We start from the raw sequence: 26,281 nt of genomic DNA on the forward strand, positions 1-26,281 counted from the left end.
GGCCCTTTCGCGGGTGAACCCGCTCCCACAATGATGGCGCCAGCTCTCGGGTCTTGTGCAAGCCAGCGTCTGCCCCACTACAGCCTCTGCCCCAGGGCTGAATGCCCCTGTGGGAGCGGGTTCACCCGCGAAAGGGCCAGCGCAGTACTCAGGCTGCCTCAGGCTCGCAGCCTTTGAGCACCATGCGGATGATGGTTTCGGCAGCAGCATCGTAGTCGCTGTCGGCCAGCTTGGCCTTGCCGGTCACAGCCGAAATCTGCCAATCGAAGTCGGCATAGGTCTGGGTCGCTGCCCAGATGCTGAACATCAGGTGATGCGCATCCACATGGGCGATCTGACCATGGTCGATCCAGTGCTGGATGCACTCGATATTGTGCCGTGCCTGCGCATTCAGCTGTTCCACCTGGCTGGGTGACAGGTGCGGTGCGCCGTGCATGATCTCGCTGGCAAACACCTTGGACGCATGGGGCAGGTCACGGGAAATGCGAATTTTCGAGCGAATGTACGCGCTGAGCACTTCCCTGGGGTCGCCATCGGCGTTGAACGGCGTGGAGGCCTGCATGATCGGCGCGATGATGCTCTCGAGCACTTCCCGGTACAGGTTGTCCTTGGACTTGAAGTAGTAGTACACGTTGGGCTTGGGCAGCCCGGCCTTGGCCGCGATGTCGCTGGTCTTGGTGGCCGCGAAGCCCTTGTCGGCGAATTCCTCGCTGGCCGCGCGCAGGATCAGTTCCTTGTTGCGCTCGCGAATGGTGCTCATGGTCAGGGATCTTCCTCGTGTCTGGCCACCTCTAAGAGGGATCGGGCATGGTAGCACCGTGCCTGACGGGCGCTCAAGGCAGCGGCCTTGGGCTAGACTCCGGCTCATTCACACACTTGGAAACAGCATAATTATGGCAGCAAGCAGTCTACTGGTACTGATCGACGACATCGCCACGCTGCTCGACGACGTATCGCTGATGACCAAGGTCGCGGCAAAGAAAACCGCTGGCGTGCTGGGGGATGACCTGGCACTCAATGCGCAACAGGTGACAGGCGTGAGCGCCGACCGCGAATTGCCCGTGGTGTGGGCAGTGGCCAAGGGCTCGCTGATGAACAAGGCGATCCTGGTGCCGGCGGCGCTGTTGATCAGCGCGTTCATCCCCTGGGCGGTCACACCGTTGCTGATGGTGGGGGGGGCCTACCTGTGCTTCGAGGGCTTCGAGAAGCTGGCGCATGCGTTCTTCCACGACAAGGACGAAGAACAGGCCAGGCGTGCCAAGCGCAGCGAGGCGCTGGCGGACCAGAACACCGACCTGGTGGCGTTCGAGAAGGCCAAGATCAAGGGTGCCGTGCGCACCGACTTCATTCTCTCTGCCGAGATCATCGCCATCACCTTGGGCATCGTTGCCGATGCGCCACTGACCCAGCAGATCATCGTGCTGTCGGGCATCGCCGTGGTCATGACCATCGGTGTGTACGGGGTGGTGGGCGGGATCGTGAAGCTGGACGACCTGGGCCTGTGGATGAGCCGCAAGGCTTCGCGCCTGGTACAGGCCATCGGCAACGGCATCCTGCGGGCCGCGCCCTACATGATGAAAGCCCTGTCGGTGGTCGGCACGGCGGCCATGTTCCTGGTCGGTGGCGGCATTCTGGTACACGGCATCGCGCCTTTGCACCATGCTGTCGAGGCGTTCAGCGAGGGCCGGGGCGGGGCGTTGACGGGCGCGCTGCTCAACGGCGTGGCCGGTGTGGTCGCCGGTGCCGTGGTGCTGGCGGTGGTGAGTGGGGCGAGCAAGCTGTGGCAGGCATTGCGCCCCGCCCAGTAAGGTGGCTGGCCGGTGCTGCTGCGCCGGCCGCGCACTCAGGTTAGAACAGCACCTTGACCAGGAAACTCATGGTGTTCTGGTCGGTGGTGAAGCCGTCGCTGTCCTTGATCCCGTACTTGTTCTTCCAGTAGTCGTATTCCACACCCACGTACAGCTGTTTTTCGCCCAGGTTCAGGGCCTTGCCCAGGTCATACTTGATCTGCGGGTTGAAGTGCAGGTTGGCCTGGTAGGTGCCGCGGCGGTTTTCGTCGTTGTCCACCACCCAGTCCATGTAGCCATCGATCAGCACATCCGACGAGCCCACTGGGATGGTGTACGACCACACAGGCGTGATCTGCCAGACGTTGTCACCCGGGCGGCTGCCGTCGGTGGTGCGCTGGTAGAAGTTCAGCTGGAAGTAGTCGAAGCCCGGGATCGCCAGGTCGAACCCTGGGCCGATCAGGTATGCCTCGGTATCACCTTCGCCAAACTCGTAGGTCATGGCCAACAGCACGTCCTTGATGGGGCCGAGCTCAAATTTCTGGTCGAAGATCTTGCCGAACGACAGGCGCGGGGTGATCTCGCCGTAGTAGGTGTTCGGGCCATTGCCGCTGTCTTTCTGCCCTTGGTAGAAGATCTTGTCGACGAAGATGAAGTTGTCGCCGTACTTCCAGCCATCGGCATGCTCGAAGGTGACGGTTTGCTGGGTCGGCGGGTTGACCTTGAAGTTCTTGCCCCACAGGTAGGTGAGGCTGTTGCTCTGCCACTGCAGCAGGTCGCCACCGAAGGTGGTGCCGCACGCCAGCAGGCCGCCGGCCAGGATCAGGCTGTTGATGATACGCATCGCGTGTGTCGCTCCCTTGATTGGTCAGTTGTCAGCGCTCGTTGATGGCGCTTTTTCTGTCTTTTTAGTCAGCTTTTTTCGTTTGGCCATAGCTGTTTGGCAAGGGTCGCGCCAACTTTTCCAGGTTGGCCGAACCGTCCTGCTCGACGTCGTTCTGAACGGATGAAAAGGGTCTTTCTGGCTGGCAACACGTCGGCCAACCGCCCGAATTCATTGACTGAGCGGTCAGTTAACGCAGGCAGAATCCGTTCTGCCCCGATCGAGGGGGCGCGCAGGTTACTGGCTTGCGCGCCTGGCCTCAAGTGCTCCTTCCTGGCGCACGTGGGTACAAACTTGTGCGTTTGGTCAGCTTCCTAGAAGTGCACCTTGACCAAGGCGCTGGCCACGCTCTGGTTGGTGCTCAGGCTGCCGCGGCTGTCGATGCCGTATTTGTCTTTCCAGTAGCTGTATTCAAAGCCCACGTACAACTGCCGGGCGCCGAAATTCAGGGCCTTGCCCAGGTCGTATTTCACCTGTGGGTTGAAGTGCAGGTTGGCGTGGTAGGTGCCACGGCGGTTCTGGTCGTTGTCCGTGACCCAGTCCATGTAGCCGTCTATCAGAATGTCGGATTTGCCGACAGGCACGGTGTACGACCAGGCCGGGGTGATTTGCCAGACGTTATCGCCCGGGCGGCTGCCCTCGGTGTTGCGCACGTAGAAATTGAGCACGAAATAGTTGAAACCCGGCACGTCCAGGTCAAACCCCGGGCCGATCAGGTACGCCTCGTTGTCACCTTCGCCGCGCTCGTAGGTCATGGCCAGCAGCACGTCCTTGATCGGCCCGAAGGCCAGCTTGCGGTCGAGGATCTTGCCCAATGACAGGCGCGGGCTGAACTCGCCGTAGTAAGTGGTCACGCCTTTGCCCGGGTCGGCTTTGCCGTTGTAGAAGATCTTGTCGACGAACAGAAAAGTGTCGCCGTACTTCCATTTGTTGGCGTGCTCGAACGTGAGGGTTTGCTGGATATCAGGGTTTACCTTGAAATCCTTGCCATACAGGTAGGTCAGGCTTTCGCCATGCCATTGCAGCCATTCGCCAGCATAGGCGGGCGCGTTGGCCAGCAGGCTGCTGCCCAGCAACAGGGACGAGGTGATGTGTTTCATGGGTGGCTCCCGGCCTTATTGTTCTTGTTGGTTGGTGCGGCGGGCAGGGGCGGCATGGCGCCGCCCCGGTCTTCAGTGGGGGTGGCAGGGCGCATTGTGCGCCGCGCGGTCAGCCCCGCCCAGAATGTTGAACAGCACATTCAGCACCAGTGCACTGACGGTGGCCATGGCAATGCCGCTATGGGTGATCGGCTCCATCCACTGGGGCATCTGGGCGAAGAATTCCGGGCGCACCACCGGGATGAGCCCGAAACCCACGCTGACCGCCACCAGCAACTGGTTGCGCCGGTCACCAATGTCGGCTTCCTGAAGAATCTTGATCCCTGTGGCGGTGACCATGCCGAACATGGCGATGGAGGCGCCGCCCAGCACGGCCGGTGGTATCGAGGCAATCAGGAACGCCGCCTTGGGCAGCAGGCTGAGCAGCACCAACAGGGCACCGGCAACCACGGTGACGTAGCGGCAGCGTACGCCAGTCATCTGCACCAGGCCGATGTTCTGGGCGAACGAGGAGTGGGTAAAGGTGTTGAAAAAACCGGCGATGAACGATGCGCCGGCATCGCACAGCAGGCCGCGCCGTAGCATCCCCGGGGTGACTTCCCGGTCGGTGACCTTGCCCAACGCCAGGAACATGCCCGTGGACTCGACGAAGATGATCACCACCACCAGGCACATGGACAGGATGGGCGCCAGGCTGAAGGTGGGCATGCCAAAGTGCAGGGGCGTTACTACCTGCAACCAGGGTGCAGCCCCCAGCCCTGACAGGTCGACCATGCCGATGGCGCCGGCCAGCAGGTAGCCGAGGCCCATGCCCACCAGCACCGAGACATTCACCCAGAACCCGCGCATGAAGCGGTTGATCAGCAGGATGACCGCAAGCACCAGGCCGGCCACCAGCAGGTAGACCGGCGAGCCGAAGGTGGTGGCCTGCTGGCCCCCGCCTGCCCAATTCACGGCCACAGGGAACAGCGACAGGCCAATGGACGTGATCACGGTGCCGGTGACCAGGGGTGGGAAGAACCGCACCACCTTGGACATGAACGGTGCGACCAGCATGCCGAAGAACCCGGCGGCGATGGTGGCGCCAAAAATGCCTTGCAGGCCAACACCGGGCATGCCGGCCATGGCCACCATGCTACCGACGGCGGCAAAGCTGGCGCCCATCATCACCGGCATGCGAATGCCCACAGGGCCGATACCGAAGGACTGGACGATGGTTGCAACACCGGCCACCAGGAGGTCGGCGTTGATCAGGAAGGCAACCTCTTCGCGGGACAGCCCTGCGGCCTGGCCAATGATCAGCGGCACCGCGATGGCACCCCCATACATCAGCAGTACATGTTGCAGGCCCACCAGGATAAGTTGGAACAGCGGCAACGGCTGTCGGGGTGGCGCTACTGGAATGTAGGCCTTGCGTGACTCGGACATGCAGCACCTCGAGTTTTGTTTTTATTCTCGGATCCAAGCAGCAGGTATCAGGCGGTACGTTCCAGCACGAAATGCTGGGTTACCGCCATGAAACCTGGCGCTCGATGCTTGCTTGTTGCGTAACACAGGCGCGTTGAGGCCTTTGGCTAGCGGCCTCTATGCGCCAGTCAGGTGCTCGGCAAGCCCACCCCAGCAAGGGAATGTCGGGGGCGGGTTGGCCGGCGGGGTGTGGTCAGTTGACCGGGGCGCCTTTGGCGATCCAGTCACCCACCAGCTTGCGCTCTTCGGTGGTCATCTGGGTGATGTTGCCCAGCGGCATGATCTGGCTGGCCACGGCCTGCGCCTGGATGCGCGCAGCCTGGGCCTGGATCTGCTGCGGGGTGTCGAACATCACGCCGGCCGGGGCGGCGCTGAACAGTGGGCTGGTCGGTTTGGACGAATGGCACACGGTGCAGCGTTCCTGGATGACGTTGTGAATCTTGTCGAAACTGTCGCCACCTGCCTGGGCAGCCGCTTGCGCGGGGGCGGCGGCTTCAGCCGGTTTGGCCGCCTGCTCGGCGCGCAGCTCGGCGGCAGTCTTGCCGCCCACTGCCGTGGCCGGCAGTGGCTGGTACTCCACCTTCGCGGCAGCTTGCTCAGGGCTCACGGCCATTGGCCGGGGGCCGGTGACGTAGGCCAGGCAGATCATCGCCAGGGCGCCGGCGGGCAGGGTCCAGGCGTACTTGTTACTGTCGTGGCGTGTGTTGAAGTAATGGCGGATGAGCACCGCGGCCACGGCGATCCCGGCCAGGATCAGCCAGTTGTACTGGCTGCCATAGGTGCTGGGGAAGTGGTTGCTGATCATGATGAACAGCACCGGCAAGGTGAAGTAGTTGTTATGGCGCGAACGCAGCAGCCCCTTGGCCGGCAGTAACGGGTCGGGCGTGGTGTTGTTCTTGATCGCCGCCACCAGCTGGCGCTGGGCCGGCATGATGATGCGGAACACGTTGCCGACCATGATGGTGCCGATGATGGCGCCTGTGTGCAGGTAGGCGCCACGGCCGCTGAACACCAGGCTGAAGCCCCAGCAGGCCGCGATGATCAGCACGAACAGCACCGCACCCAGCAGCATGGGCTTTTTGCCCAGCGGCGAGTCGCAGAGGAAGTCGTAGACGAACCAGCCGGCCACCAGCGAACCGATACCGATGGCCACGCCCTCGGCGCCGCTCAGGGTACTGCCCGGGGCCAGCAGGTACAGCGTTGGGTTCCAGTAGAACACCACGCACAGCAGGGCAATGCCGGACATCCAGGTGAAGTAGGCTTCCCATTTGAACCAGTGCAGGTTCTCGGGCATTTTCGGTGGTGCCAGCTTGTATTTTTCGAGGTGGTAGATACCACCCCCGTGTATGGCCCACAAATCACCCGACAACCCATCGCGCGGGTTGCTGCGGTTGAGGTTGTTTTCCAGCCAGACGAAGTAGAACGATGCACCGATCCAGGCCACGCCGGTGATCATGTGAACCCAGCGAATGCTCAGGTTCAGCCACTCGTGAAGGTGTGCTTCCACAGTATGTACCTCTTGCCGACCACAGCCCCGGGACGATGACGGGGCATGACCGACCTTTTCTTATTGGTGGGGATTGAGGATCAGCATCTGCTCCTCGCTGAAGTAATGCTCATCGCAGTTGTTACCTGCACCACTGCGATCAACCACCAGGAAGTCATCCCGCTTTTCGATCGTCAGCACCGGGTGGTGCCAGACGCCGCGATGGTAATTGACGCCCTGCCTGCCATTACTGCGGAAGGCACGGACCAGACCTGATACAGGTGCATCGCCAACGGGCGCGACCACGATCAGAAAGGGGTTGCCGAGCAGCGGGATGAAAGCCTGGCTGCCCAGCGGATGGCGTTCCAGCATGCGCACGGTCAGCGGCATGTCCAGCGCTTCGGCGCGGAAGATGCTGATGATGGCGTTGTCTTCAGGCTCGGCGGTTTCGACCGTGGCGAGCTTGTGAAAGCGCATGGTCGAGCCGTTGTTGATCATGAAGTGGTCGCTGCCATCGGTTTCGATCACGTCACCGAAGGGGGCGAAGGCTTCTTTGGTCAGGGGCTCGATCATCAGGGTGCGCATGCGGTTATCTCTTCTATTGTGCGTTGTTCTAAAGAATCGTCGGGGGTTACAGCTGTTGCAGGCGGAACAGGGCAATCTGGTTGATTTGCGTCAGCGCTTCGCGGAACTCGGCTTCGGCGTCGTTGTGAATGCGCTGCTCGAATGCGGCCAGTATCTGGTGCCGGTTGCTGCCACGCACCGCCATGATGAACGGGAACTGGAACTTGGCTTTGTAGGCATCGTTCAGCTCGGTGAAGCGGGCGAACTCTGCCGCAGTGCACTGGTGGATGCCCGCACCGGCCTGTTCGTTGGTGCTCGATGCCGTCAGCTCGCCTTGCACGGCTGCCTTGCCGGCCAGATCCGGGTGGGCGTTGATCAAGGCCAGTTGGTCAGCGTGCGGTGCATCGAGCAGGATAGTGCTCATGCGCTGGTGCAGCGCCTCGACCTGGTCCAGCTCATGGGGCTGGCCCAGGTCGTAGGCTTTTTCAGCGACCCACGGCGAATGTTCGTAGATGTCGGCAAACGCCTCGACGAATGCTTCGCGGCCCAGGGTGGAGGGTTGCAGGGTGTTGAAAGCGGTCATCAGGCGTTCCCTTTGCGGTACGGGTGGGTGGCGTGCCAGTGGCGTGCGATGTCTACGCGCCGTGCAAACCAGACCTGCTCATGGCGCTTGGCGTAGTCGACGAAGCGCTTGAGCGCCGCCAGCCTTGCCGGGCGACCTACCAGGCGGCAGTGCAGGCCGATGGAGAGCATCTTGGGCGCTTCGGCGCCCTCGGCGTACAGCACGTCGAAGGCATCTTTCAGGTACTGGTAGAACTGTTCGCCGCAGTTGAACCCCTGCACCTGGGTGAAGCGCATGTCGTTGGTGTCCAGGGTGTACGGGATCACCAGGTGCGGTTTGCCGGTCGGGTTGCGGGGCTCCCAGTAGGGCAGGTCATCGTCGTAGGTGTCGCTGTCGTACAAAAAGCCGCCTTCTTCCATTACCAGGCGGCGGGTATTGGGGCCGGTACGGCCGGTGTACCAGCCCAGGGGGCGCTCGCCGGTGATTTCGGTGAGGATGCGGATGGCTTCGAGCATGTGCTCGCGTTCCTGGGCCTCGTCCATGTACTGGTAGTCGATCCAGCGGTAACCGTGGCTGCAGATCTCGTGGCCGGCTTCGGCCATGGCGCGGATCACGTCAGGGTGGCGCTGGGCTGCCATGGCCACGGCGAAGATGGTCAGCGGCACGCCGCTGTCCTTGAACAACTTGAGCAGGCGCCATACCCCGGCGCGGCTGCCATACTCGTAAAGCGACTCCATGCTCTGGTTGCGCACACCCTGCAGCGGCTGGGCAGCGACCATTTCCGACAGGAAGGCTTCGGATTCCTTGTCACCGTGCAGGATGTTGCGCTCGCCGCCTTCTTCGTAGTTCAGCACGAAAGACAGTGCAATGCGGGCATTGCCTGGCCAGTGCGGGTGAGGAGGGGTGTTACCGTAACCGATCAGGTCGCGAGGATAGTCAGCGCTCACTGCAGTCTTCCTTCTTGTGCGTTTGTGCGGGGGTGGGCGGGCCGCGTCGCTGTGTCGCACCACCGGATGGGCTGATTGTATACAACTTATGAAATCTTTTGTAAGCCTGTTTTTCCGTATTTCTGCCCATTTGTCGCGTCCTGAACACTTGCAAGAAACCTGCCCGAATGGTCAGTTAATAATGCACGCCCCTGCGAGCCCGCTGCAACCAAGCCGCTTCCTGAGCTGAGACTATCGGTTTCTGGATGAGGCAGAAAATTGTGTACAATTCTGGCTTCAACTGTCTTAATGACACCCGTCAGGCACACTGCGTGCGCTGTTGCGGTGCAGCGGTTGTGTACATTTTGCCCATTGATGAACAAGAGGCCACAAGCAGATGGGACGTTTGACCACGCACGTACTCGATGCCGCCCATGGCTGCCCGGGCAGCTCCATCAAGGTGGAGCTCTACCGCGTTGAAGGCCAGCAGCTGGAGCTGGTAAATACAGCGCTGACCAACAGTGATGGCCGCGTCGATGCGCCGCTGCTGCAAGGCGACAACTACCGCACGGGTGTGTACCAGCTGCAGTTCAGCGCCGGTGACTATTACCGCGCCCGCGGCACGCCATTGCCGGCCCAGGCGTTTCTGGATGTGGTGGTGCTGCGTTTTGGCATTGATGAACAGCAGGAGCACTACCATGTGCCGTTGCTGATCTCGCCGTACAGTTATTCGACTTATCGAGGTAGCTAGTGGGTCGCTAGACGCATCTTCGTAGGTCCTTGCCCGCCCTCACACTGGCGGGCTTTTTTTCGTCTGGCCCTGACGATTGCCTTTGCGAATGTCGCGTAGCGCTGACGCGTTAACCAAGGCGCTCAGGCGCCTTGGTTATACCTAATAGTTTTATAAGAATATGAACTTGGCGATGAAGATCACGCACAGCACCCACAGGCTGGCGGAAACCTCTTTGTATTTGCCGGTGCCGGCCTTCAACGCCACATAACTGATGAAGCCCAGCGCAATACCGTCGGCAACCGAAAAGGTCAGCGGCATCATGATCACCGTGACGATTGCCGGGATGCTGTCGGTGGCTTCGTCCCAATTGATGTGCGCCATGCTGCCCATCATCAGCATTGCCACGTAGATCAGGGCGCCGGCCGTGGCGTAGGCCGGGATCATGCCAGCCAGGGGGGCGAAGAACATGGCGGCGATGAACATCACGCCCACTACCACGGCGGTCAGGCCCGTGCGGCCCCCGGCCGCCACCCCGGCGGCGCTTTCAACGTAGCTGGTCACCGGTGGCACGCCGACCACGGCACCGAACACGCTCGAGGCGCTGTCGGCCTTCAGCGCCCTGGACAGGTTTTCGATACGCCCGTCCGGCGCCACCAGGTTGGCCCGCTGGGCCACACCCATCAGCGTGCCCGCCGTGTCGAACATGTGCACGAACAGAAATGCCAGCACTACGCTGATCATGCTGGCGTTGAACACACCGGCCACGTCCATGGCCATCCAGGTAGGGGCCAGGCTTGGCGGCATCGAGACCACGCCGCCAAACTTCACCAGACCCAGGCCCCAGCCCGCCAAGGTAACGCCGATGATGCTGATCAGAATGGCGCCGAACACCCGCTTGTAGCTGAGGATGGCGATTAGCAGGAAGCACACGGCCGCCAGCAGCGGCGCCGGTTCGTGCAAGGAGCCCAGCTTGATCAGTGTGGATGGGCTGGCAACGATGATGCCGGCGGTTTTCAGGCCGATCAGCCCAAGAAACAGCCCCACGCCCGCACCCATGGCGTGGCGCAGGCTCACAGGAATGCTGTTGAGCAGCCATTCGCGCACCCTGGACAGGGTCAGGAACATGAACAGCACGCCTGACACAAATACCGCGCCCAGCGCCGTTTCCCAGTTGTAGCCCATGGTGCCGACCACGGTGTAGGTGAAGAAGGCATTCAGGCCCATGCCAGGCGCCAGGCCAACCGGCCAGTTGGCGTACAGGCCCATCAGCAGGCAGCCCAACGCGGCGGCGATGCAGGTGGCGACAAACGCCGCCCCGTGGTCGATGCCGGCGTCGGCCATGATGTTGGGGTTGACGAAAATGATATAGGCCATGGTGATGAACGTGGTCACCCCGGCGATAAGCTCGGTTCTGACGGTACTGCCGTGCTGCCTGAGTTTGAAGATGCGTTCCAGCCAGCCCGTTTCGCGGGGCGGTGCAGCATCCAGCAGGGGGGCTTCGGATTTGCGGCTTTCCACAGCGAGTACTCCTCAAGTCTTTCTTGTTGTTATGGAGCCCGTTGTCCTGAGCAATGCACTTGGCGGCTCCGAGAGGGGTGGCAGTAACCCGATTTTGTTGACCTATAGGTCAGGAAACTGACAGGGCGATTATGCGTTTGTGTACAAAGAATGCAAATACTGTTTTTTATTTTGTATGCGCATTGCGCCGTACATTCGCTATATGCGCAAAAGGCCACCTGCAGAAACGGCTCAGCCTGTGTACAATGACGCCATACCTTCCTTCATGCTCGAGCGCCCATGAACGACCAGCTGCAACCTCTGAAGAAACCTGCGCGTGCCGGCAAGGCCGGCCGCAGTGGCACCCAGGACGACATCGTCTACGCGCATATTTTCGAGGCCATCCTGGAGCAGCGCCTGGCGCCGGGCACCAAGTTGAGCGAGGAAGCCCTGGGCGAGATCTTCGGCGTCAGCCGTACCATCATCCGCCGCGCCCTGTCGCGTCTGGCCCACGAAAGCGTGGTGCTGCTACGGCCCAACCGCGGCGCAGTGGTGGCCAGCCCCACGGTGGAAGAGGCGCGCCAGGTGTTTTTCTCGCGGCGTATGGTGGAACGGGCCATCACTGAACTGGCGGTGCAGCACGCCACCGCCGAACAACTGGCCGAGCTGCGCCACATGGTGCGAGAAGAGCGCGACAGCTTTTCTCGGGGTGATCGCGGCGCAGGTATTCGCCTCTCCGGCGAATTCCACCTCAAGCTGGCCGAGGCTGCAGGCAATGCGCCGTTGGTGAGTTTCCAGCGCAGCCTGGTATCGCAAACCTCGCTGATCATCGCCCAGTACGAAAGCGGCAACCGTTCGCACTGTTCGTACGACGAGCACATGCAACTGATCGATGCCATAGAAGCGCGCGATGCGGCCCAGGCGGTGAGCCTGATGATGCACCACATGGACCACATCGACAGCAAGCTGAACCTGGACGAAGAAAGCGCCTCGGACGACCTGCATGCGGTGTTCTCCCATTTGCTGAAGAAACCCAAGGTGGCAGCCAAAGGCTGACACCTTGCGGGTGCATCAGGCATCGCGTTGATGCACGCAGCGCCCTGCTGCGTAGGTTTCGCGAATGGTGCGGTCATCGCCCAGGGTGGTGAGCACGAACAATGTTTCCTCGATGCTCTTGGACTGCTGGATCCGGTAGTCCAGCAGTGGTGTGGCCTTGTAGTCCAGCACCACGAAGTCTGCGTCGTTACCCGGGCGCAGGCTGCCGATCCGGTCGTCCAGGCGCAGCGCACGGGCACCGCCCAGGGTAGCCAGGTACAGCGATTTGTACGGGTGCAGGCGCGCGCCCTGCAGTTGCATCACCTTGTAGGCCTCATTCAGGGTGTTGAGCAGGGAGAAACTGGTGCCGGCACCCACGTCGGTACCCAGCCCCACATTGACCTTGAAGCGCTCGGCCTGGGGCAGGTTGAACAGGCCGCTGCCCAGGAACAGGTTGGAGGTGGGGCAGAACGCCACTGCCGAACCGGTGTCTGCCAGGCGCTGGCATTCTTCGTCGCACAGGTGCACGCCATGGGCAAACACCGAGCGCTCGCCCAGCAGCTCGAAGTGGTCGTACACATCCAGGTAGCCTTTCTGTTCCGGGAACAGCGATTTTACCCAGTCGATTTCCTTCAGGTTTTCCGACAGGTGCGTGTGCAGGTACACCCCAGGGTGCTCCTTGAGCAACTGCCCGGCCATGGCCAGTTGCTCGGGCGTGCTGGTCGGCGCGAAGCGGGGGGTAACGGCGTAGTGCAGGCGGCCCTTGCCGTGCCAGCGCTCGATCAGGGCCTTGCTCTGGGCATAACCCGACTCGGCGGTGTCGGTGAGGTAGTCCGGTGCGTTGCGGTCCATCATCACTTTGCCGGCAATCAGGCGCAGGTCCAGGCGTTCTGCTTCTTCGAACAGGGCGTTGACCGATTCAGGGTGCACGCTGCCGAACACCAGCGCGGTGGTGGTGCCGTTACGCAGCAGCTCCTTCAGGAAGATTTTCGCGACGTTATCGGCGTGGCCCTTGTCGGCGAACTGCTTTTCACAGGGGAAGGTGTAGGTGTTCAGCCAGTCCAGCAGCTGCTCGCCGTAGGAGCCGATCATGCCGGTCTGCGGGAAGTGGATATGGGTGTCGATGAAGCCCGGGGTGATCAACGCGTCCGGGTAGTGCTCCACCGGCATGTCGGCCGGCAGGGTCGGCAGCAGGTCGGCAGCGTGGCCCACGGCGCTGATGCGCCCCTGGTCGACCACCAGCAGGCCATCTTCGAAGTACGCGTGGGAGGCCTCCAGGCCGACCTCGGCGGGGTCGGCGATGCTGTGCAGGATGGCGGCACGGTAGGCTTTGCGGGTAACGGTCATATCACACTCGTCAAATAGCTTGGCTGCGCCGGGAGGGCGGCAGCAACTGGGCAATGGGGCCGGCATTGGCGGCAGCGTCGTGCTGGCCGAAGCGGGCGTTGTAGGTGGCGATGATTTCGCCGGCGATGGACACGGCAATCTCGATCGGCAGCTTGCCTTTGACCTCGGCCAGGCCCATGGGGCAGCGCATGCGTGCGATCACCGCAGGGTCATGGCCGCGCTCGCGCAGGCGATGCTCGAACTTCACACGCTTGGTTTTCGAGCCGATCAGGCCGAACCAGGTGAAGTCGTTACGCTTGAGGATGGCGGCGGTCAGTTCGAGGTCAAGCGGGTGGTTGTGAGTCATGACGATGCAGTAGCTGCCCGGCGGCAGGTGCTGCACTTCGTCTACCGGCTCTTCACTGACAACCTGGGTAACCCCGTCAGGAATGAAAGCCGGAAACTCCTGCGCACGCGAATCGATCCAGCGCACCCGGCAGGGCAGGGCAGCCAGCAAGGGTACCAGAGCGCGGCCCACATGGCCCGCGCCGAACACGGCGATGTGCGCCTGCACCGTGGCCATGGGCTCGAACAGCAACACGGTGACGCCACCGCAGCACTGGCCCAGGCTGGCGCCCAGGCTGAAGCGCTCCAGGTGTGGCGAGGTGCGCTGCTCGTCGAGCATCTGCCGGGCGATGTCCAGGGCCTTGTATTCCAGGTGGCCGCCACCGATGGTGTCGAACAGCCCGGTGGCACTGACCACCATCTTCGAGCCGGCATTGCGCGGGGTGGAGCCGCGCTCCTCGATGATGGTCACCAGCACGCAGGCCTCGCCACGGGCCTGGTGGTCGGCAAGGGCATTGATCCATTGATGCATGATGCAGCCCTCAGTGGTTCACAGTGTCCAGTTCGAGCACCGCCGGTTGCACGGCAGCCCCCGCCTTGCGCATCTGTTCACAGCCCCACAACACCCGCTCCGGCGTCGCCGGTGCATCCACCTGTGGCTGTACCCGGTAATCGGCAATGCTGGCCACGGCATCCTTGATCGCACACCAGGCAGCGATGCCGAGCATGAAGGGGGGCTCACCCACGGCCTTGGAATGGAACACCGTGTCCTCCGGGTTCTTGCGGTTTTCCACCAGCTTCACCCGCAGGTCCAGCGGCATGTCGGCCACGGCCGGGATCTTGTAGCTGGCCGGGCCATTGGTCATCAGCTTGCCCTTGCTGTTCCACACCAGTTCCTCGGTGGTCAGCCAGCCCATGCCCTGGATGAAGCCGCCTTCCACCTGGCCGATGTCGATGGCCGGGTTCAGCGAGTCACCTACGTCGTGGAGAATGTCAGCGCGCAACATGCGGTACTCGCCGGTCAGGGTGTCGATCACCACTTCCACGCAGGCGGCACCAAATGCGTAGTAATAGAAGGGCCGGCCACGTGCCTGGCTGCGGTCATAGAAGATCTTCGGCGTGCGGTAAAAGCCCGTGGTGGACAGCGACACCTGGCCGAAATACGCCTGTTGCACCAGCTGTTCGAAGCTCACGAGCTGTTCACGCACGCGTACGTGGCCATTGCGAAACTCCACGTCTTCCTCGGTGACCTGGTAATGGCGGGCGGCGAATTCGGTCAGCCGTTTTTTCAGAATTTCTGCTGCGTTCTGCGCCGCCTTGCCGTTCAGGTCGGCCCCGCTGGAGGCTGCCGTTGGCGAGGTGTTGGGCACCTTGTCCGTATTGGTGGCGGTGATCTGTATGCGGCTGATATCCACCTGGAACACCTGCGCGACCACTTGCGCCACCTTGGTGTTCAGCCCCTGGCCCATTTCGGTGCCGCCGTGGTTCAGGTGGATGCTGCCGTCGGTATAGATGTGGATCAGCGCCCCGGCCTGGTTGAGGAACGTGGCGGTGAACGAGATGCCGAATTTGACCGGGGTCAGCGCCAGGCCCTTTTTCAGTACCGGGCTGGCAGCGTTGAAGCGGCGGATGGCCTCGCGGCGCTCGGCGTAATCGCAGCTGGCTTCCAGCTCGGCCGTCATCTCCTCGAGCATGTTGTGCTCGACCGTCTGGTAGTAATGGGTGACGTTGCGCTCGGTCTTGCCGTAGTAGTTGGCCTTGCGCACGCTCAGCGGGTCGAGCCCCAGGTACCGGGCGATGTGGTCCATGACCTGTTCGATGGCCACCATCCCCTGCGGCCCGCCGAAACCACGGTAGGCCGTGTTGGAGGCGGTATTGGTCTTGCAGCGGTGCCCGTGCACGGTGGCATCGCCCAGGTAGTAGGCGTTGTCGGAGTGGAACATGGCGCGGTCCACGATCGAGCCGGACAGGTCGGGCGAGTAGCCGCAGTTGCCGGCCAGGTCGAGGTTGATGCCGTGCAGCCGGCCAGTGGCGTCGAAGCCTACGTCGTATTCCACGTAGAACGGGTGGCGCTTGCCGGTCATGGTCATGTCTTCGATCCGTGGCAGGCGCATCTTGGTGGGCTGGCCGGTCAGGCGGGCGATGACGGCGCACAGGCAGGCGGGGCTGGCGGCCTGGGTTTCCTTGCCGCCGAAGCCGCCGCCCATGCGGCGCATGTCCAGCACCACTTTGTGCATGGGCACGTCCAGCACTTCGGCCACCAGCTTCTGCACCTCGGTAGGGTTCTGGGTGGAGCAATAGACGATCATGCCGCCGTCTTCGCTGGGCATTACCGATGAGATCTGCGTTTCGAGGTAGAAGTGCTCCTGGCCGCCGATGTGCAGGGTGCCTTGCAGGCGGTGCGGGGCACTGGCCAGTGCCGCTGCGCTGTCGCCGCGCTGGTGGGTGTGGCTGTCGAGCACAAAATGCTTGTTGCGCAGTGCCTGTACCACGTCCAGCACCGGCTCCAGGTCTTCGTACTCGACGATGGCGGCCAGGGCCGCGCGGCGGGCAGTGTCCAGGTCGCGCGCGGCCACCGCCAATACCGGCTGGCCGAAGAACTCGACCTTGTCGATGGCCAGCAGCGGGTCACCTGCCACCACCGGGCCGATGTCCTTGAGGCCTGGGATGTCTTCGTGGGTGATGGCGATGCGTACCCCTTCGAAGGCGTAGCACGGCGTGGTGTCTATCCGCACGATGCGGGCGTGGGCCCGGTCGGCAGTACGGGCGTAGACATGCAACTGGTTGGGAAACTCCAGGCGGTCGTCGATGTACACCGCCTCGCCGGCCACGTGCTTGTCGGCGCTGTCGTGCTTGACGCTGCGCCCCACGCCGGTGGTGAGGTCCTGGCTGAACAGCTCGGCCATCTCGGCCTGGCTCTTGGCGATCTGATGGTTAGACATAAGCGGTCACCCGGGTTTCGATGTGCGGCGATTGCTGTTCGATGAAGTATTTGCGCAACAGGTTTTGAGCGGCGAGCAAGCGGTATTGCTGGCTGGCGCGGAAGTCGCTGAGTGGCGTGAAGTCCTCGGCCAGGGCCTGGCAGGCGCGCTCCACAGTGGCCTGGTTCCAGGCAGCGCCGCATAGCGCGGCCTCGCAGGCACGGGCGCGCTTGGGGATGGCCGCCATGCCGCCAAACGCAGCCCGGGCCTCACGCACCACGCCGTTTTCGATACGCAGGTTGAAGGCCGCGCACACCGCAGAGATATCGTCGTCCAGGCGCTTGGAAACCTTGTAGGCGCGGAATGCCCATTCACGGTTGGCCCGCGGCACCAGGATCTTCTCGATGAACTCGCTTTCCTGCCGTGCGGTGACGCGGTAGTCGATGAAGTACTGTTCCAGTGGCAAGGTCCGCTGGCGTTCGCCCTGGCGCAACACAACCTGCGCATCCAGGGCGATCAGCAAGGGTGGGGAATCGCCGATGGGCGAGGCATTGCCGATGTTGCCGCCCAGCGTGCCCTGGTTGCGGATCTGCAACGAGGCGAACCGATGCAGCAGGGCACCGAAGTCCGGGTAATCGTCATGCAGGGCGCCATAGCAGTCGGTCAGGCTCGCGGCTGCGCCGATCTCCAGGTGGGTGGCGGTTTTCTCGATGCGCTTGAGTTCGGCCACGTGGCCCACGTAGATCATCACCGGCAGCGTCTTGTGAAACTGCGTGACTTCCAGCGCCAGGTCGGTGCCGCCAGCCAGCAGGCGTGCCTCCGGGTGCGAGCTGTACAGGTCGGCCAGGTCGGCCACGGTGAGTGGCACCAGGCAGCGCTTGTCGCCGCTGTTCAGCTCCTCGGTCTGGGTAGGGGTAATCGCCTTGAGGCGGGCGATGGTGTGGGCCTGCTGCTCATCGAACTGGTCGCGGCACGGTTGGCTGCAGCTCGCTTGGGCGGCATCGAGGATGGGCCGATAGCCGGTGCAGCGGCACAGGTTACCGGCCAGGGCTTCCTGGGCACGCTGCAGGTCGGGGCCGTCGCTGTTTTTTTGCAGCGCGAACAGCGACATCACAAAGCCTGGGGTGCAGAAGCCGCATTGCGAGCCGTGGCAGTCGGCCATGGCCTGCTGCACGCTGTGCAACTGGCCCTGGTGCTTGAGGTCTTCGATGCTGATCAGTTGCTTGCCATGCAGGCTGGAAACGAACGTAAGGCAGGCGTTGAGGCTGCGGTAGCGCAAGCTGTCGGTGCCATCGGGGCCGGTGGTGAGTTCGCCGACGACCACGGTGCAGGCGCCGCAGTCGCCACTGGCGCAGCCTTCCTTGGTACCGGTCTTGCCCAGCGGGCCGCGCAGGTATTCAAGCACGGTCATGTTCGGGTCCAGGGCGTGCTCGCTGCGCAGCACCTGGTTGACGAGAAACTGGATCACGGGGTGACCTCGCAGAGGATTTTATTGTTGTTGGGCCGACTCTAAGCAACACCCGTGTTTCGGGTCAATAATTTTCTGACTCAAAGGTCAGGAAATGGTGCGCGGTCAAGCCCAAACGGGTGCTTTATGCTTGTTACAAGCATAGATCGCGCCGTCCTGGCAGCTGTCCCATCGGTCAAATAAACCCGGCGCCCCCTCTGCGCTACGCGTATGCAATTACGCTACACTTCGCCCCTTGTGCCCAGTTCAATGATTTTGAAGGAAAACCATGACGTTCAAGGCCCCGGACAGCCTCTCCGAGCAGATTGCCGACTACCTGGCCGAGCGCATCATTCGCGGCGAGCTGGCGCCGGGCGAGCGCATTCAAGAGCTGAAGGTAACCCAGGCCCTCAACGTCAGCCGCGGTTCGGTGCGCGAGGCGCTGCTGATCCTCGAACGCCGCCATCTGATCGCCATTCTGCCGCGCCGCGGGGCCCACGTGACCGAGCTGGACGAGCGCAGCGTGCGCAGCCTGTGTGCGCTGATGAGCGAGTTCTATATTCTGCTGGGCAATGCCGTTGCACAAAAATGGCGCCTGGAGGCCGACTTGCGCCCCTTTCTGGCCATCCAGCAGCGCTTGCAGCTGGCCCATGAGCAGCGGGACATCGAAGCGTTCGTGGCCGAGAGCTTTGCGGTGATGCGCGCCGCTTACCCCTTCGCCGACAACCCCTTCCTGCAGGAAACGGTCGAAAACCTGCAGCCTGCCATGAGCCGCGCCTACTACCTGTCGCTGGACCAGCGCCAGGCCAGCATGAACGATTACCTGGACCTGTTCGCCCGCCTGCTCGACGCCGTGGTCGTGCGTGACCTGCCGCGCATTCGCGAGGTGCTAACCGCCTACGGCCAGCGCAGTTGCGAGCTGGTGCTGGCGGCGCTGGGCCGAGGCTGACCGATGCGCCTGAAGTGCATTCGGCTGGCCGGGTTCAAGTCGTTCGTCGACCCGACCACGGTGAATTTCCCCAGCAACATGGCCGCAGTGGTGGGCCCCAATGGCTGTGGCAAGTCCAACATCATTGACGCGGTGCGCTGGGTGATGGGCGAGAGCTCGGCCAAGAACTTGCGCGGCGAGTCGATGACCGATGTCATCTTCAACGGCTCCAGCGGCCGCAAGCCGGTCAGCCAGGCCAGCATCGAACTGGTGTTCGACAACAGCGAAACCACCCTGGTGGGCGAATATGCCGCCTATGCGGAAATCTCGATCCGCCGCAAGGTCACCCGCGACGGGCAGAACAGCTATTACCTGAACGGCACCAAGTGCAGGCGCCGGGATATCACCGACATCTTCCTGGGCACAGGCCTGGGCCCACGCAGCTACTCGATCATCGAGCAGGGCATGATCTCCAAGCTGATCGAGGCCAAGCCCGAGGAACTGCGCAACTTCATCGAAGAAGCGGCCGGTATTTCCAAGTACAAGGAGCGCCGCCGCGAAACCGAGAACCGCATCCGCCGCACCCAGGAAAACCTTGCCCGCCTGACCGACCTGCGCGAAGAGCTGGAGCGCCAGCTGGAGCGCCTGCAGCGCCAGGCCCAGGCAGCAGAGAAGTACCGTGAGTTCAAGGCCCAGGAGCGGCAGTTGAAGGCGCGGTTGTCGGCGTTGCGCTGGCGCGAGCTGGACGAGCGGGTGCGCCAGCGCCAGGCGGTGATCGGCGACCAGGACGTGTCCCACGAGGCGTTGGTGGCCGAGCAACGCAATGCTGACGCCAGCATCGAGCGGCTGCGCGATGGCCATCATGAATTGTCCGAGCGTTTCAACCAGGTGCAGGGCCGCTTCTACTCGGTGGCCGGCGACATTGCCCGGGTGGAGCAGAGCATTCAGCATGGCCAGCAGCGCCTGCGCCAGTTGCAGGACGACTTCAAGGAAGCCGAGCGTACGCGCCTGGAAACCGAGTCGCACCTGGGCCACGACCGCACCCTGCTCGCAACCCTGGGTGAAGAGCTGGCCATGCTCGAGCCTGAGCAGGACATGACGGTTGCCGCTGCCGAACTGTCGGCCGCAGCCCTGGAAGAAGCCGAGGCCGGCATGCAGGGTTGGCAGGAGCAATGGGACAGCTTCAACAGCCGTTCTGCCGAGCCGCGGCGCCAGGCCGAGGTGCAGCAGGCGCGCTTGCAGCAACTTGAAACCAGCCTGGAGCGCCTGGCAGACCGTCAGCGCAAGCTGGGCGAGGAGCGTGCGCAGTTGGGTGAAGACCCACAGGGCGCGGCCATGCTCGAATGGGCCGAACAAGTGGCCAGCAGTGAATTGCTGCTGGACGAACTGCAGCTCGACGAACAACAGCTGGTAGAACACCTGGAACGTGTGCGCGAGCAATTGCAGCAAGCGGGCCAGGCCCAGCAGCAGGCCCAGGGTGACCAGCAGCGCCTGGGCGGCCGCCTGGCGTCGCTGGAGGCGTTGCAGCAGGCCGCCCTTGAACCGGGCACCGGGGCTACCGAGTGGCTTCAGGCGCGCGGTCTGGCCAACCTCCCGCGCCTGGCCGAAAGCGTGCGGGTGGAGCCGGGCTGGGAGCTGGCTGTGGAAACGGTGCTGGGCGCCGACTTGCAGGCTGTACTGGTGGAGGATTTCGACCAGTTGGACCTGGCCGGCCTCGAGCAAGGCGAACTGTGCCTGCTGGAGGCAGGGGGTGAGGCGGCGCCCATACCTGGGAGTTTACTGGCCAAAGTACAGGGGCACGCCGATCTGGCCCCCTGGCTTGCGCAGGTGCAACCGGTGGAGGACCTGGCCGAGGCGCTGAGGCGGCGGGCCACGCTGGCGCCGGGCCAAAGCCTGGTGAGCCGTGACGGCTATTGGGTAGGGCGGCGCTTCTTGCGGGTACGGCGCGGTGGCAGCGGCGAAGGCGGGGTGCTGGCCCGCGGGCAGGAAATCGAGCAACTGCAACAACAGCAACTGCAGCAGGCGGACGCCTTGCAGCAGCTTGAGCAGCAGGCCCAGGCCCTGCGCGAACAGCAGCAGGCGCTGGAGGCGCAGCGCGAGCAACTGCGCCGCCGCGCCCAGGAAGAGAACCGCCTGCTCGGTGAGCTCAAGGCCAGCCTGTCGGCAGGGCGCGCCCGCGCCGAACAGGTGGAACTGCGGCGTCGCCGATTGCAGGAAGAGCTGGCCGAGCTGGAAGAGCAGCGCGCCCTCGAGCACGAGCAGTTAGGCGAATCCCGGCTGCTGCTGGAGGAGGCCCTGGAGCTGATGGCACAGGACACCGAACAGCGCGAGCAGTTGATGGCGTCGCGTGACCGGCTGCGTGAGGGGCTGGACCGGCTGCGCCAGGACGCGCGCCAGCACAAGGACCACGCCCACCAGCTGGCCGTGCGCCTGGGCTCGCTGCGGGCCCAGCATGACTCCACCCGTCAGGCCTTGGAGCGCCTGGAGCTGCAGGCGGCACGCCTGAGCGAGCGGCAGGAGCAATTGAGCCTGAACCTGGAGGAGGGTGAAGCACCCCTCGAAGAACTGCGCCTCAAACTCGAAGAACTGCTGGAACGGCGCATGGGGGTCGACGAGGAAATGCGCCAGGCCCGCCTGCACATGGACGAGGCCGACCGCGAACTGCGCGATGCCGAAAAACGCCGCACCCAGGCCGAGCAACAGGCCCAGTTGCTGCGCGGCCAGCTTGAACAACTGCGCCTGGAATGCCAGGGCCTGGATGTACGCCGCAACACGTTGCAGGAGCAGCTGCTCGCCGACGGTTATGACCTGCAAGGCGTGCTGGCTACGCTTGAGCCCGAAGCCACCGAGCCGGGCACCGAGCAGGCGTTGGAGCAACTGGACGCGCGCATCCAGCGCCTGGGCGCCATCAACCTGGCGGCCATCGAAGAATACGAGCAGCAGTCTGAGCGCAAGCGCTACCTCGACGCTCAGGATGCCGACCTGGTGGAAGCGCTGGAAACCCTGGAAAACGTCATCCGCAAGATCGACAAGGAGACCCGCAACCGCTTCAAGGATACCTTCGATCAGATAAATGCCGGATTACAGGCACTTTTCCCAAAAGTTTTCGGTGGTGGGAGCGCTTATCTGGAACTGACGGGCGAAGATTTACTCGATACAGGGGTGACGATCATGGCGCGCCCCCCGGGCAAGAAGAACAGCACCATCCATTTGCTGTCCGGCGGCGAGAAGGCACTGACCGCACTGGCGCTGGTTTTCGCCATTTTCAAGTTGAACCCGGCACCGTTCTGCATGCTCGACGAAGTCGACGCACCGCTGGACGATGCCAACGTCGGGCGGTATGCCCGGCTGGTGAAGGAGATGAGTGAAAGCGTGCAGTTCATCTACATCACCCACAACAAGATCGCCATGGAAATGGCCGATCAGCTGATGGGGGTGACCATGCATGAACCGGGTTGTTCACGTCTTGTTGCAGTTGATGTGGAGGCGGCCATGGCCATGGTCGACGGGTGATACGCAGCCCTGAGGGCGAATTGTGCGGTGAAATACCCCTGTCATGTGTGACAGACGGTGTAAAGTTGTCTTTGGTCGTGCTAGCTTAATGTCACTCGTTTTTTGCGTGGGTAAAACGCCTGTCAGAACATAGAGTTGGCGCCACGTGTTAAAGGCCTTTGAAGCCTTTGTTTTCAAGCATATTTTTATTAGAGGCACGGGATTACATGGAAATCGGTCTGCGCGAGTGGCTGATCGTCATCGGCATCATTGTCATTGCCGGTATTCTTTTCGACGGCTGGCGCCGCATGCGCGGCGGCAAGGGCAAGTTGAAATTCCGTCTGGACCGCAGTTACTCCAATGTGGCGGACGATGAGGGTGGCAGCGCCGAGGTGCTCGGCCCTTCCCGCGTGCTGGATAACCACAAGGAGCCTGAGCTGGACGAAAGCGACTTGCCGTCGCTCAGCGCGTCGGGCCGCGACCGCGAACGCGAAGTGAAGCCGGTCAAAGCCAGCAAGCGTCCCAAGCGTGCCGCAGCGGCGGCAGATGTCCCGCGTGGCGACCTGGGCCTTGCCGCCGAACCCCGCGAAGCGGACCTGTTTGCCGACAGCGATGACGACTTCGCCGCGGACAATACCCGCAACACGTCCACCGCGCCTGCCAACAGCAGCGTGAAGGAGCTGCCGCCTGCCGAAGAGGTGCTGGTGATCAGCGTTATCTCCCGCGACGACGGCGGTTTCAAAGGCCCGGCATTGCTGCAGAACATCCTGGAAAGCGGCCTGCGCTTCGGCGAAATGGACATCTTCCATCGCCACGAAAGCATGGCCGGTCACGGTGAAGTGCTGTTCTCCATGGCCAATGCCGTGAAGCCAGGCGTGTTCGACCTGGATGACATCGACCACTTCAGCACCCGTGCCGTCAGCTTCTTCCTGGGGCTGCCAGGCCCACGTCACCCGAAGCAGGCCTTCGACGTGATGGTGGCCGCAGCGCGCAAACTGGCCCACGAACTCAACGGCGAGCTCAAGGACGACCAGCGCAGTGTGCTGACCGCCCAGACCATCGAGCACTACCGCCAGCGCATTGTCGAGTTCGAGCGCCGGGCGCTGACCCAGAAGCGTTGATGTGCCCAAGTGGATAGGTCTGGCCAAGCCCTGTCCACCCTGTTTCAAGTGCAAGAGCAGCCCAGTGCTGCTCTTTTGCTTTGCAAGAGAACCTGAAAATGACCGCCGAAACCCGTATCCACGAACTGCGTGCCGAGCTCGACCAGCACAACTACCGCTATTACGTGCTCGACGAGCCCAGCGTTCCCGATGCCGAATACGACCGCCTGTTCAACGAGCTCAAGGCGCTTGAGGCCGATAACCCGCACCTGGTTACCCCCGACTCGCCTACCCAGCGCGTCGGTGGGGCGGCACTGGCTGCATTCAGCCAGGTGCGTCACGAAGTGCCCATGCTCAGCCTGGGCAACGCTTTCGAAGAGGCTGACCTGCGTGAATTCGGGCGCCGCGTGGTGGAGGGCCTCGACCAGCCCGGTGCGGTGGACTACAGCTGCGAACCGAAGCTGGACGGCCTGGCGGTCAGCCTGCTTTACCGGGATGGCCACCTGGTGCAGGGCGCAACCCGGGGCGATGGCACTACCGGCGAGGACATCAGCGCCAACGTGCGCACCGTGCGCAATATTCCCCTCAAGCTGCAGGGCCAAGGCTGGCCAGCCGTGCTTGAGGTGCGTGGCGAGGTCTTCATGAGCAAGGCCGGCTTCGACCGGCTGAACGCGACCCAGGCCGAGGCCGGGGGCAAGACCTTCGCCAACCCGCGCAACGCCGCTGCTGGCAGCCTGCGCCAACTGGATTCGAAAATCACTGCCAGCCGGCCCCTGGAGTTCTGCTGCTATGGCGTTGGCCAGGCGGCTGCACCCATCGCCGACAGCCATATCGGCACGCTTGAGCAGCTCAAGGCCTGGGGCCTGCCCATCAGCCGCGAGTTGCGCCATGCAGCAGGCATCGAGCAGTGCCTTGAGTACTACCGCGACATCGGTGAGCGGCGCAACAGCCTGCCCTATGAAATCGACGGCGTGGTGTTCAAGGTCAACAGCCTGGCCAGCCAGCGCGAGCTGGGGTTCCGCGCGCGTGAGCCGCGCTGGGCCATCGCCCACAAGTTCCCGGCAATGGAGGAGCTCACCGAGGTGCTGGACGTCGAGTTCCAGGTAGGGCGTACGGGGGCGGTGACGCCGGTGGCGCGCCTGAAACCGGTGAAGGTGGCCGGCGTGACGGTGTCCAACGCCACCCTGCATAACATGGACGAGATCGCCCGCCTGGGCTTGCGCATCGGCGATACCGTCATCATCCGGCGTGCCGGGGACGTGATCCCTCAGGTGATGCAGGTGGTGCTGGAGCGCCGCCCCGAGCACGCCCGCCCGGTGCAGGTGCCCAGCCAGTGCCCGGTGTGTGGGTCGCAGGTAGAGCGCACCCAGTTGGTCAAGCGCAGCAAGGGCAAGGAAACCACCAGCGAAGGTGCGGTGTACCGCTGTGTCGGCCGCCTGGCCTGCGGTGCCCAGCTCAAGCAGGCGATTATCCATTACGTTTCGCGCCGTGCCATGGACATCGACGGCCTGGGCGAGAAGAGCGTCGAGCAGCTGGTGGACGAAGGCCTGATCGCCTCGCCTGCAGACCTGTACAAGCTCGAGTTCGACCAAGTGGTGGGCCTGGAAGGCTTTGCCGAAGTGTCCAGCAAAAAACTGCTGGATGCCATTGCAGCCAGCAAGCAACCCACTTTGGCACGCTTCATCTACGCCCTGGGCATTCCGGATGTGGGCGAGGAAACCGCCAAGGTGCTGGCCCGTTCGCTGGGCAGCTTGGCGCGCGTGCAGCAGGCCTTGCCGCAGGTGCTTACCTACCTGCCTGATATCGGCCTGGAGGTGGCGTATGAAATCCACAACTTCTTTGAAGACGAGCACAACCAGAAGGTTATCCAGCAACTTCTGGACAGTGGCATGCAATTGCAGGATGAAGGTGAGTTGGCTGCCGAGTTTGCCGCCAGCACCACACTTGCCGGCCTGATCGCCAAACTGGACATCGCCTCCGTCGGCCCAACCGGTGCTGAAAAGCTGGTGGCCAAGCTCGATAGCCTGGACAAGATCATCGCCGCCGATGGTATCGACCTGCGCCAGGCCCTCAATACCAAACAGGCTGACGCTGTACGTGAGTTTTTCCGCGATGCTGCCAATCAGCAACTGGCCCGCGATATCGAAGCCCAGTTGCTGGCCTTCGGCATGCATTGGCACAGCGAGAAGAAAGTGGCAGAGGGCTTGCCGCTGGCCGGTCAAACCTGGGTGCTCACCGGTTCCCTCGAGCGCATGAGCCGCGACAATGCCAAGGACAAGCTGGAGAGCCTGGGGGCGAAGGTGGCAGGCTCCGTCTCTGGCAAGACCCACTGCGTGGTCGCAGGGCCCGGTGCAGGCTCCAAGCTGGCCAAGGCCAGCGAGTTGGGGCTCAAGGTGCTGGATGAAGATGCGTTCGTGGCGTTTTTGGCCGGGCACGGTATAACGGCCTGATAATCCCAAGCTGCCTCACCCCGCCCCCGTAGGAGCGAGCGCAGCTCGCGATGCGCCGCGCGGGCGGCGCTTGATCTCCCAGGCGCTGCACCTGGAAAGGCGACCACCTGCCAGCCCAACCGCATTCTGCCGGTGAAGGGTCCTGGGCCGGGATTGCATCAGGGCTGCCAGGTGTTCGCCACAACATGATCTGCGCCTATGAGACCGAGCGCCGCCCGCGCGGCGCATCGCG

20 protein-coding genes are annotated in these 26,281 nt (G+C 63.0%); 7 read left to right on the plus strand and 13 right to left on the minus strand.

Annotated features, from left to right (window positions below; all coding sequences use genetic code 11):
• Positions 1 to 148: 148 nt before the first annotated feature.
• Positions 149 to 760 (minus strand): TetR/AcrR family transcriptional regulator, encoded by a 612-nt coding sequence (locus tag IAE36_RS21035; protein WP_201214444.1) that lies wholly within the window; start codon positions 758 to 760, stop codon positions 149 to 151.
• A 133-nt stretch (positions 761 to 893) separates the two neighbouring features.
• On the opposite strand from IAE36_RS21035, the gene IAE36_RS21040 reads away from it, so the two are divergent.
• Positions 894 to 1,808, plus strand: coding sequence for a DUF808 domain-containing protein (locus IAE36_RS21040; RefSeq protein ID WP_201214446.1), 915 nt, complete (start codon positions 894 to 896; stop codon positions 1,806 to 1,808).
• A gap of 40 nt (positions 1,809 to 1,848) precedes the next feature.
• Here the strand turns inward: IAE36_RS21040 and IAE36_RS21045 are convergent, their stop codons facing one another.
• From IAE36_RS21045 to puuE, 7 genes are all read right to left on the minus strand, one after another.
• On the minus strand, positions 1,849 to 2,631 hold the full coding sequence (locus IAE36_RS21045) for an outer membrane protein OmpK (protein ID WP_201214448.1): 783 nt from the start codon (positions 2,629 to 2,631) through the stop codon (positions 1,849 to 1,851).
• Positions 2,632 to 2,984: 353 nt separating this feature from the next.
• Positions 2,985 to 3,770, minus strand: coding sequence for an outer membrane protein OmpK (locus IAE36_RS21050; protein ID WP_201214450.1), 786 nt, complete (start codon positions 3,768 to 3,770; stop codon positions 2,985 to 2,987).
• Between the two features lie 72 nt (positions 3,771 to 3,842).
• Positions 3,843 to 5,198, minus strand: coding sequence for a nucleobase:cation symporter-2 family protein (locus IAE36_RS21055; protein ID WP_028632139.1), 1,356 nt, complete (start codon positions 5,196 to 5,198; stop codon positions 3,843 to 3,845).
• A gap of 232 nt (positions 5,199 to 5,430) precedes the next feature.
• The gene (locus tag IAE36_RS21060) at positions 5,431 to 6,744 is read right to left on the minus strand and encodes a urate hydroxylase PuuD (RefSeq protein WP_201214451.1); all 1,314 of its coding nucleotides are present in this window, start codon (positions 6,742 to 6,744) and stop codon (positions 5,431 to 5,433) included.
• Between the two features lie 60 nt (positions 6,745 to 6,804).
• Complete coding sequence (locus IAE36_RS21065; RefSeq protein WP_060483530.1) at positions 6,805 to 7,308, minus strand: ureidoglycolate lyase; 504 nt, start codon at positions 7,306 to 7,308, stop codon at positions 6,805 to 6,807.
• Between the two features lie 46 nt (positions 7,309 to 7,354).
• On the minus strand, positions 7,355 to 7,870 hold the full coding sequence (gene uraD / locus IAE36_RS21070) for a 2-oxo-4-hydroxy-4-carboxy-5-ureidoimidazoline decarboxylase (RefSeq protein WP_201214453.1): 516 nt from the start codon (positions 7,868 to 7,870) through the stop codon (positions 7,355 to 7,357).
• On the minus strand, positions 7,870 to 8,796 hold the full coding sequence (puuE, locus tag IAE36_RS21075) for an allantoinase PuuE (protein WP_201214458.1): 927 nt from the start codon (positions 8,794 to 8,796) through the stop codon (positions 7,870 to 7,872). Before puuE ends, uraD begins: the two co-directional genes overlap by 1 nt.
• 376 nt (positions 8,797 to 9,172) lie before the next feature.
• On the opposite strand from puuE, the gene uraH reads away from it, so the two are divergent.
• On the plus strand, positions 9,173 to 9,526 hold the full coding sequence (gene uraH / locus IAE36_RS21080; protein ID WP_060483528.1) for a hydroxyisourate hydrolase: 354 nt from the start codon (positions 9,173 to 9,175) through the stop codon (positions 9,524 to 9,526).
• Between the two features lie 150 nt (positions 9,527 to 9,676).
• Here uraH and IAE36_RS21085 read toward each other — a convergent pair whose 3' ends face one another.
• Positions 9,677 to 11,026, minus strand: coding sequence for an NCS2 family permease (locus tag IAE36_RS21085; RefSeq protein ID WP_201214461.1), 1,350 nt, complete (start codon positions 11,024 to 11,026; stop codon positions 9,677 to 9,679).
• 279 nt (positions 11,027 to 11,305) lie between these two features.
• Between IAE36_RS21085 and IAE36_RS21090 the strand changes: the two genes are divergently transcribed.
• A complete protein-coding gene (locus IAE36_RS21090; protein ID WP_060483524.1) occupies positions 11,306 to 12,061 on the plus strand; it encodes a GntR family transcriptional regulator in 756 nt (251 codons plus the stop codon).
• Between the two features lie 15 nt (positions 12,062 to 12,076).
• On the opposite strand, the gene guaD is transcribed toward IAE36_RS21090, so the two are convergent.
• The 4 genes from guaD to xdhA are packed head-to-tail and all read right to left on the minus strand — an operon-like array spanning position 12,077 to position 18,100.
• The gene (gene guaD / locus IAE36_RS21095) at positions 12,077 to 13,387 is read right to left on the minus strand and encodes a guanine deaminase (RefSeq protein ID WP_201214464.1); all 1,311 of its coding nucleotides are present in this window, start codon (positions 13,385 to 13,387) and stop codon (positions 12,077 to 12,079) included.
• Positions 13,388 to 13,397: 10 nt separating this feature from the next.
• Positions 13,398 to 14,243, minus strand: a complete 846-nt coding sequence (gene xdhC, locus IAE36_RS21100) for a xanthine dehydrogenase accessory protein XdhC (RefSeq protein ID WP_201214466.1) — start codon at positions 14,241 to 14,243, stop codon at positions 13,398 to 13,400.
• Between the two features lie 10 nt (positions 14,244 to 14,253).
• On the minus strand, positions 14,254 to 16,653 hold the full coding sequence (gene xdhB / locus IAE36_RS21105) for a xanthine dehydrogenase molybdopterin binding subunit (RefSeq protein ID WP_201214473.1): 2,400 nt from the start codon (positions 16,651 to 16,653) through the stop codon (positions 14,254 to 14,256).
• Positions 16,646 to 18,100 (minus strand): xanthine dehydrogenase small subunit, encoded by a 1,455-nt coding sequence (gene xdhA, locus IAE36_RS21110; RefSeq protein WP_201214474.1) that lies wholly within the window; start codon positions 18,098 to 18,100, stop codon positions 16,646 to 16,648. Before xdhA ends, xdhB begins: the two co-directional genes overlap by 8 nt.
• 268 nt (positions 18,101 to 18,368) lie before the next feature.
• On the opposite strand from xdhA, the gene IAE36_RS21115 reads away from it, so the two are divergent.
• The 4 genes from IAE36_RS21115 (at position 18,369) to ligA (ending at position 26,049) form a co-directional block, all read left to right on the plus strand.
• Positions 18,369 to 19,028, plus strand: coding sequence for a GntR family transcriptional regulator (locus IAE36_RS21115; RefSeq protein WP_028632151.1), 660 nt, complete (start codon positions 18,369 to 18,371; stop codon positions 19,026 to 19,028).
• Positions 19,029 to 19,031: 3 nt separating this feature from the next.
• Positions 19,032 to 22,520, plus strand: a complete 3,489-nt coding sequence (gene smc / locus IAE36_RS21120; RefSeq protein ID WP_201214480.1) for a chromosome segregation protein SMC — start codon at positions 19,032 to 19,034, stop codon at positions 22,518 to 22,520.
• 206 nt (positions 22,521 to 22,726) lie between these two features.
• Positions 22,727 to 23,620: a cell division protein ZipA gene (gene zipA, locus IAE36_RS21125; protein WP_201214481.1), complete on the plus strand. Its 894-nt coding sequence runs from the start codon at positions 22,727 to 22,729 to the stop codon at positions 23,618 to 23,620.
• Positions 23,621 to 23,718: 98 nt separating this feature from the next.
• Positions 23,719 to 26,049 carry an NAD-dependent DNA ligase LigA gene (ligA, locus tag IAE36_RS21130; RefSeq protein WP_201214482.1) on the plus strand — a complete coding sequence of 777 codons (2,331 nt, stop codon included), beginning with the start codon at positions 23,719 to 23,721 and terminating at the stop codon, positions 26,047 to 26,049.
• Positions 26,050 to 26,281 lie beyond the last annotated feature (232 nt).

Origin of the sequence: Pseudomonas sp. S36 (genome assembly GCF_016647875.1) — a bacterium.
GTDB lineage: Bacteria > Pseudomonadota > Gammaproteobacteria > Pseudomonadales > Pseudomonadaceae > Aquipseudomonas > Aquipseudomonas parafulva.

Coding starts and splice junctions, on each gene's coding strand:
- guaD (WP_201214464.1), bottom strand. CDS start 13,387: ATGACCGTTACCCGCAAAGCCTACCGTGCCGCCATCCTGCACAGCATC.
- xdhC (WP_201214466.1), bottom strand. CDS start 14,243: ATGCATCAATGGATCAATGCCCTTGCCGACCACCAGGCCCGTGGCGAG.
- zipA (WP_201214481.1), top strand. CDS start 22,727: ATGGAAATCGGTCTGCGCGAGTGGCTGATCGTCATCGGCATCATTGTC.
- uraH (WP_060483528.1), top strand. CDS start 9,173: ATGGGACGTTTGACCACGCACGTACTCGATGCCGCCCATGGCTGCCCG.
- xdhB (WP_201214473.1), bottom strand. CDS start 16,653: ATGTCTAACCATCAGATCGCCAAGAGCCAGGCCGAGATGGCCGAGCTG.
- IAE36_RS21065 (WP_060483530.1), bottom strand. CDS start 7,308: ATGCGCACCCTGATGATCGAGCCCCTGACCAAAGAAGCCTTCGCCCCC.
- smc (WP_201214480.1), top strand. CDS start 19,032: ATGCGCCTGAAGTGCATTCGGCTGGCCGGGTTCAAGTCGTTCGTCGAC.
- IAE36_RS21050 (WP_201214450.1), bottom strand. CDS start 3,770: ATGAAACACATCACCTCGTCCCTGTTGCTGGGCAGCAGCCTGCTGGCC.
- ligA (WP_201214482.1), top strand. CDS start 23,719: ATGACCGCCGAAACCCGTATCCACGAACTGCGTGCCGAGCTCGACCAG.
- IAE36_RS21055 (WP_028632139.1), bottom strand. CDS start 5,198: ATGTCCGAGTCACGCAAGGCCTACATTCCAGTAGCGCCACCCCGACAG.
- uraD (WP_201214453.1), bottom strand. CDS start 7,870: ATGACCGCTTTCAACACCCTGCAACCCTCCACCCTGGGCCGCGAAGCA.
- IAE36_RS21115 (WP_028632151.1), top strand. CDS start 18,369: ATGACGTTCAAGGCCCCGGACAGCCTCTCCGAGCAGATTGCCGACTAC.
- IAE36_RS21045 (WP_201214448.1), bottom strand. CDS start 2,631: ATGCGTATCATCAACAGCCTGATCCTGGCCGGCGGCCTGCTGGCGTGC.
- IAE36_RS21040 (WP_201214446.1), top strand. CDS start 894: ATGGCAGCAAGCAGTCTACTGGTACTGATCGACGACATCGCCACGCTG.
- IAE36_RS21035 (WP_201214444.1), bottom strand. CDS start 760: ATGAGCACCATTCGCGAGCGCAACAAGGAACTGATCCTGCGCGCGGCC.
- IAE36_RS21090 (WP_060483524.1), top strand. CDS start 11,306: ATGAACGACCAGCTGCAACCTCTGAAGAAACCTGCGCGTGCCGGCAAG.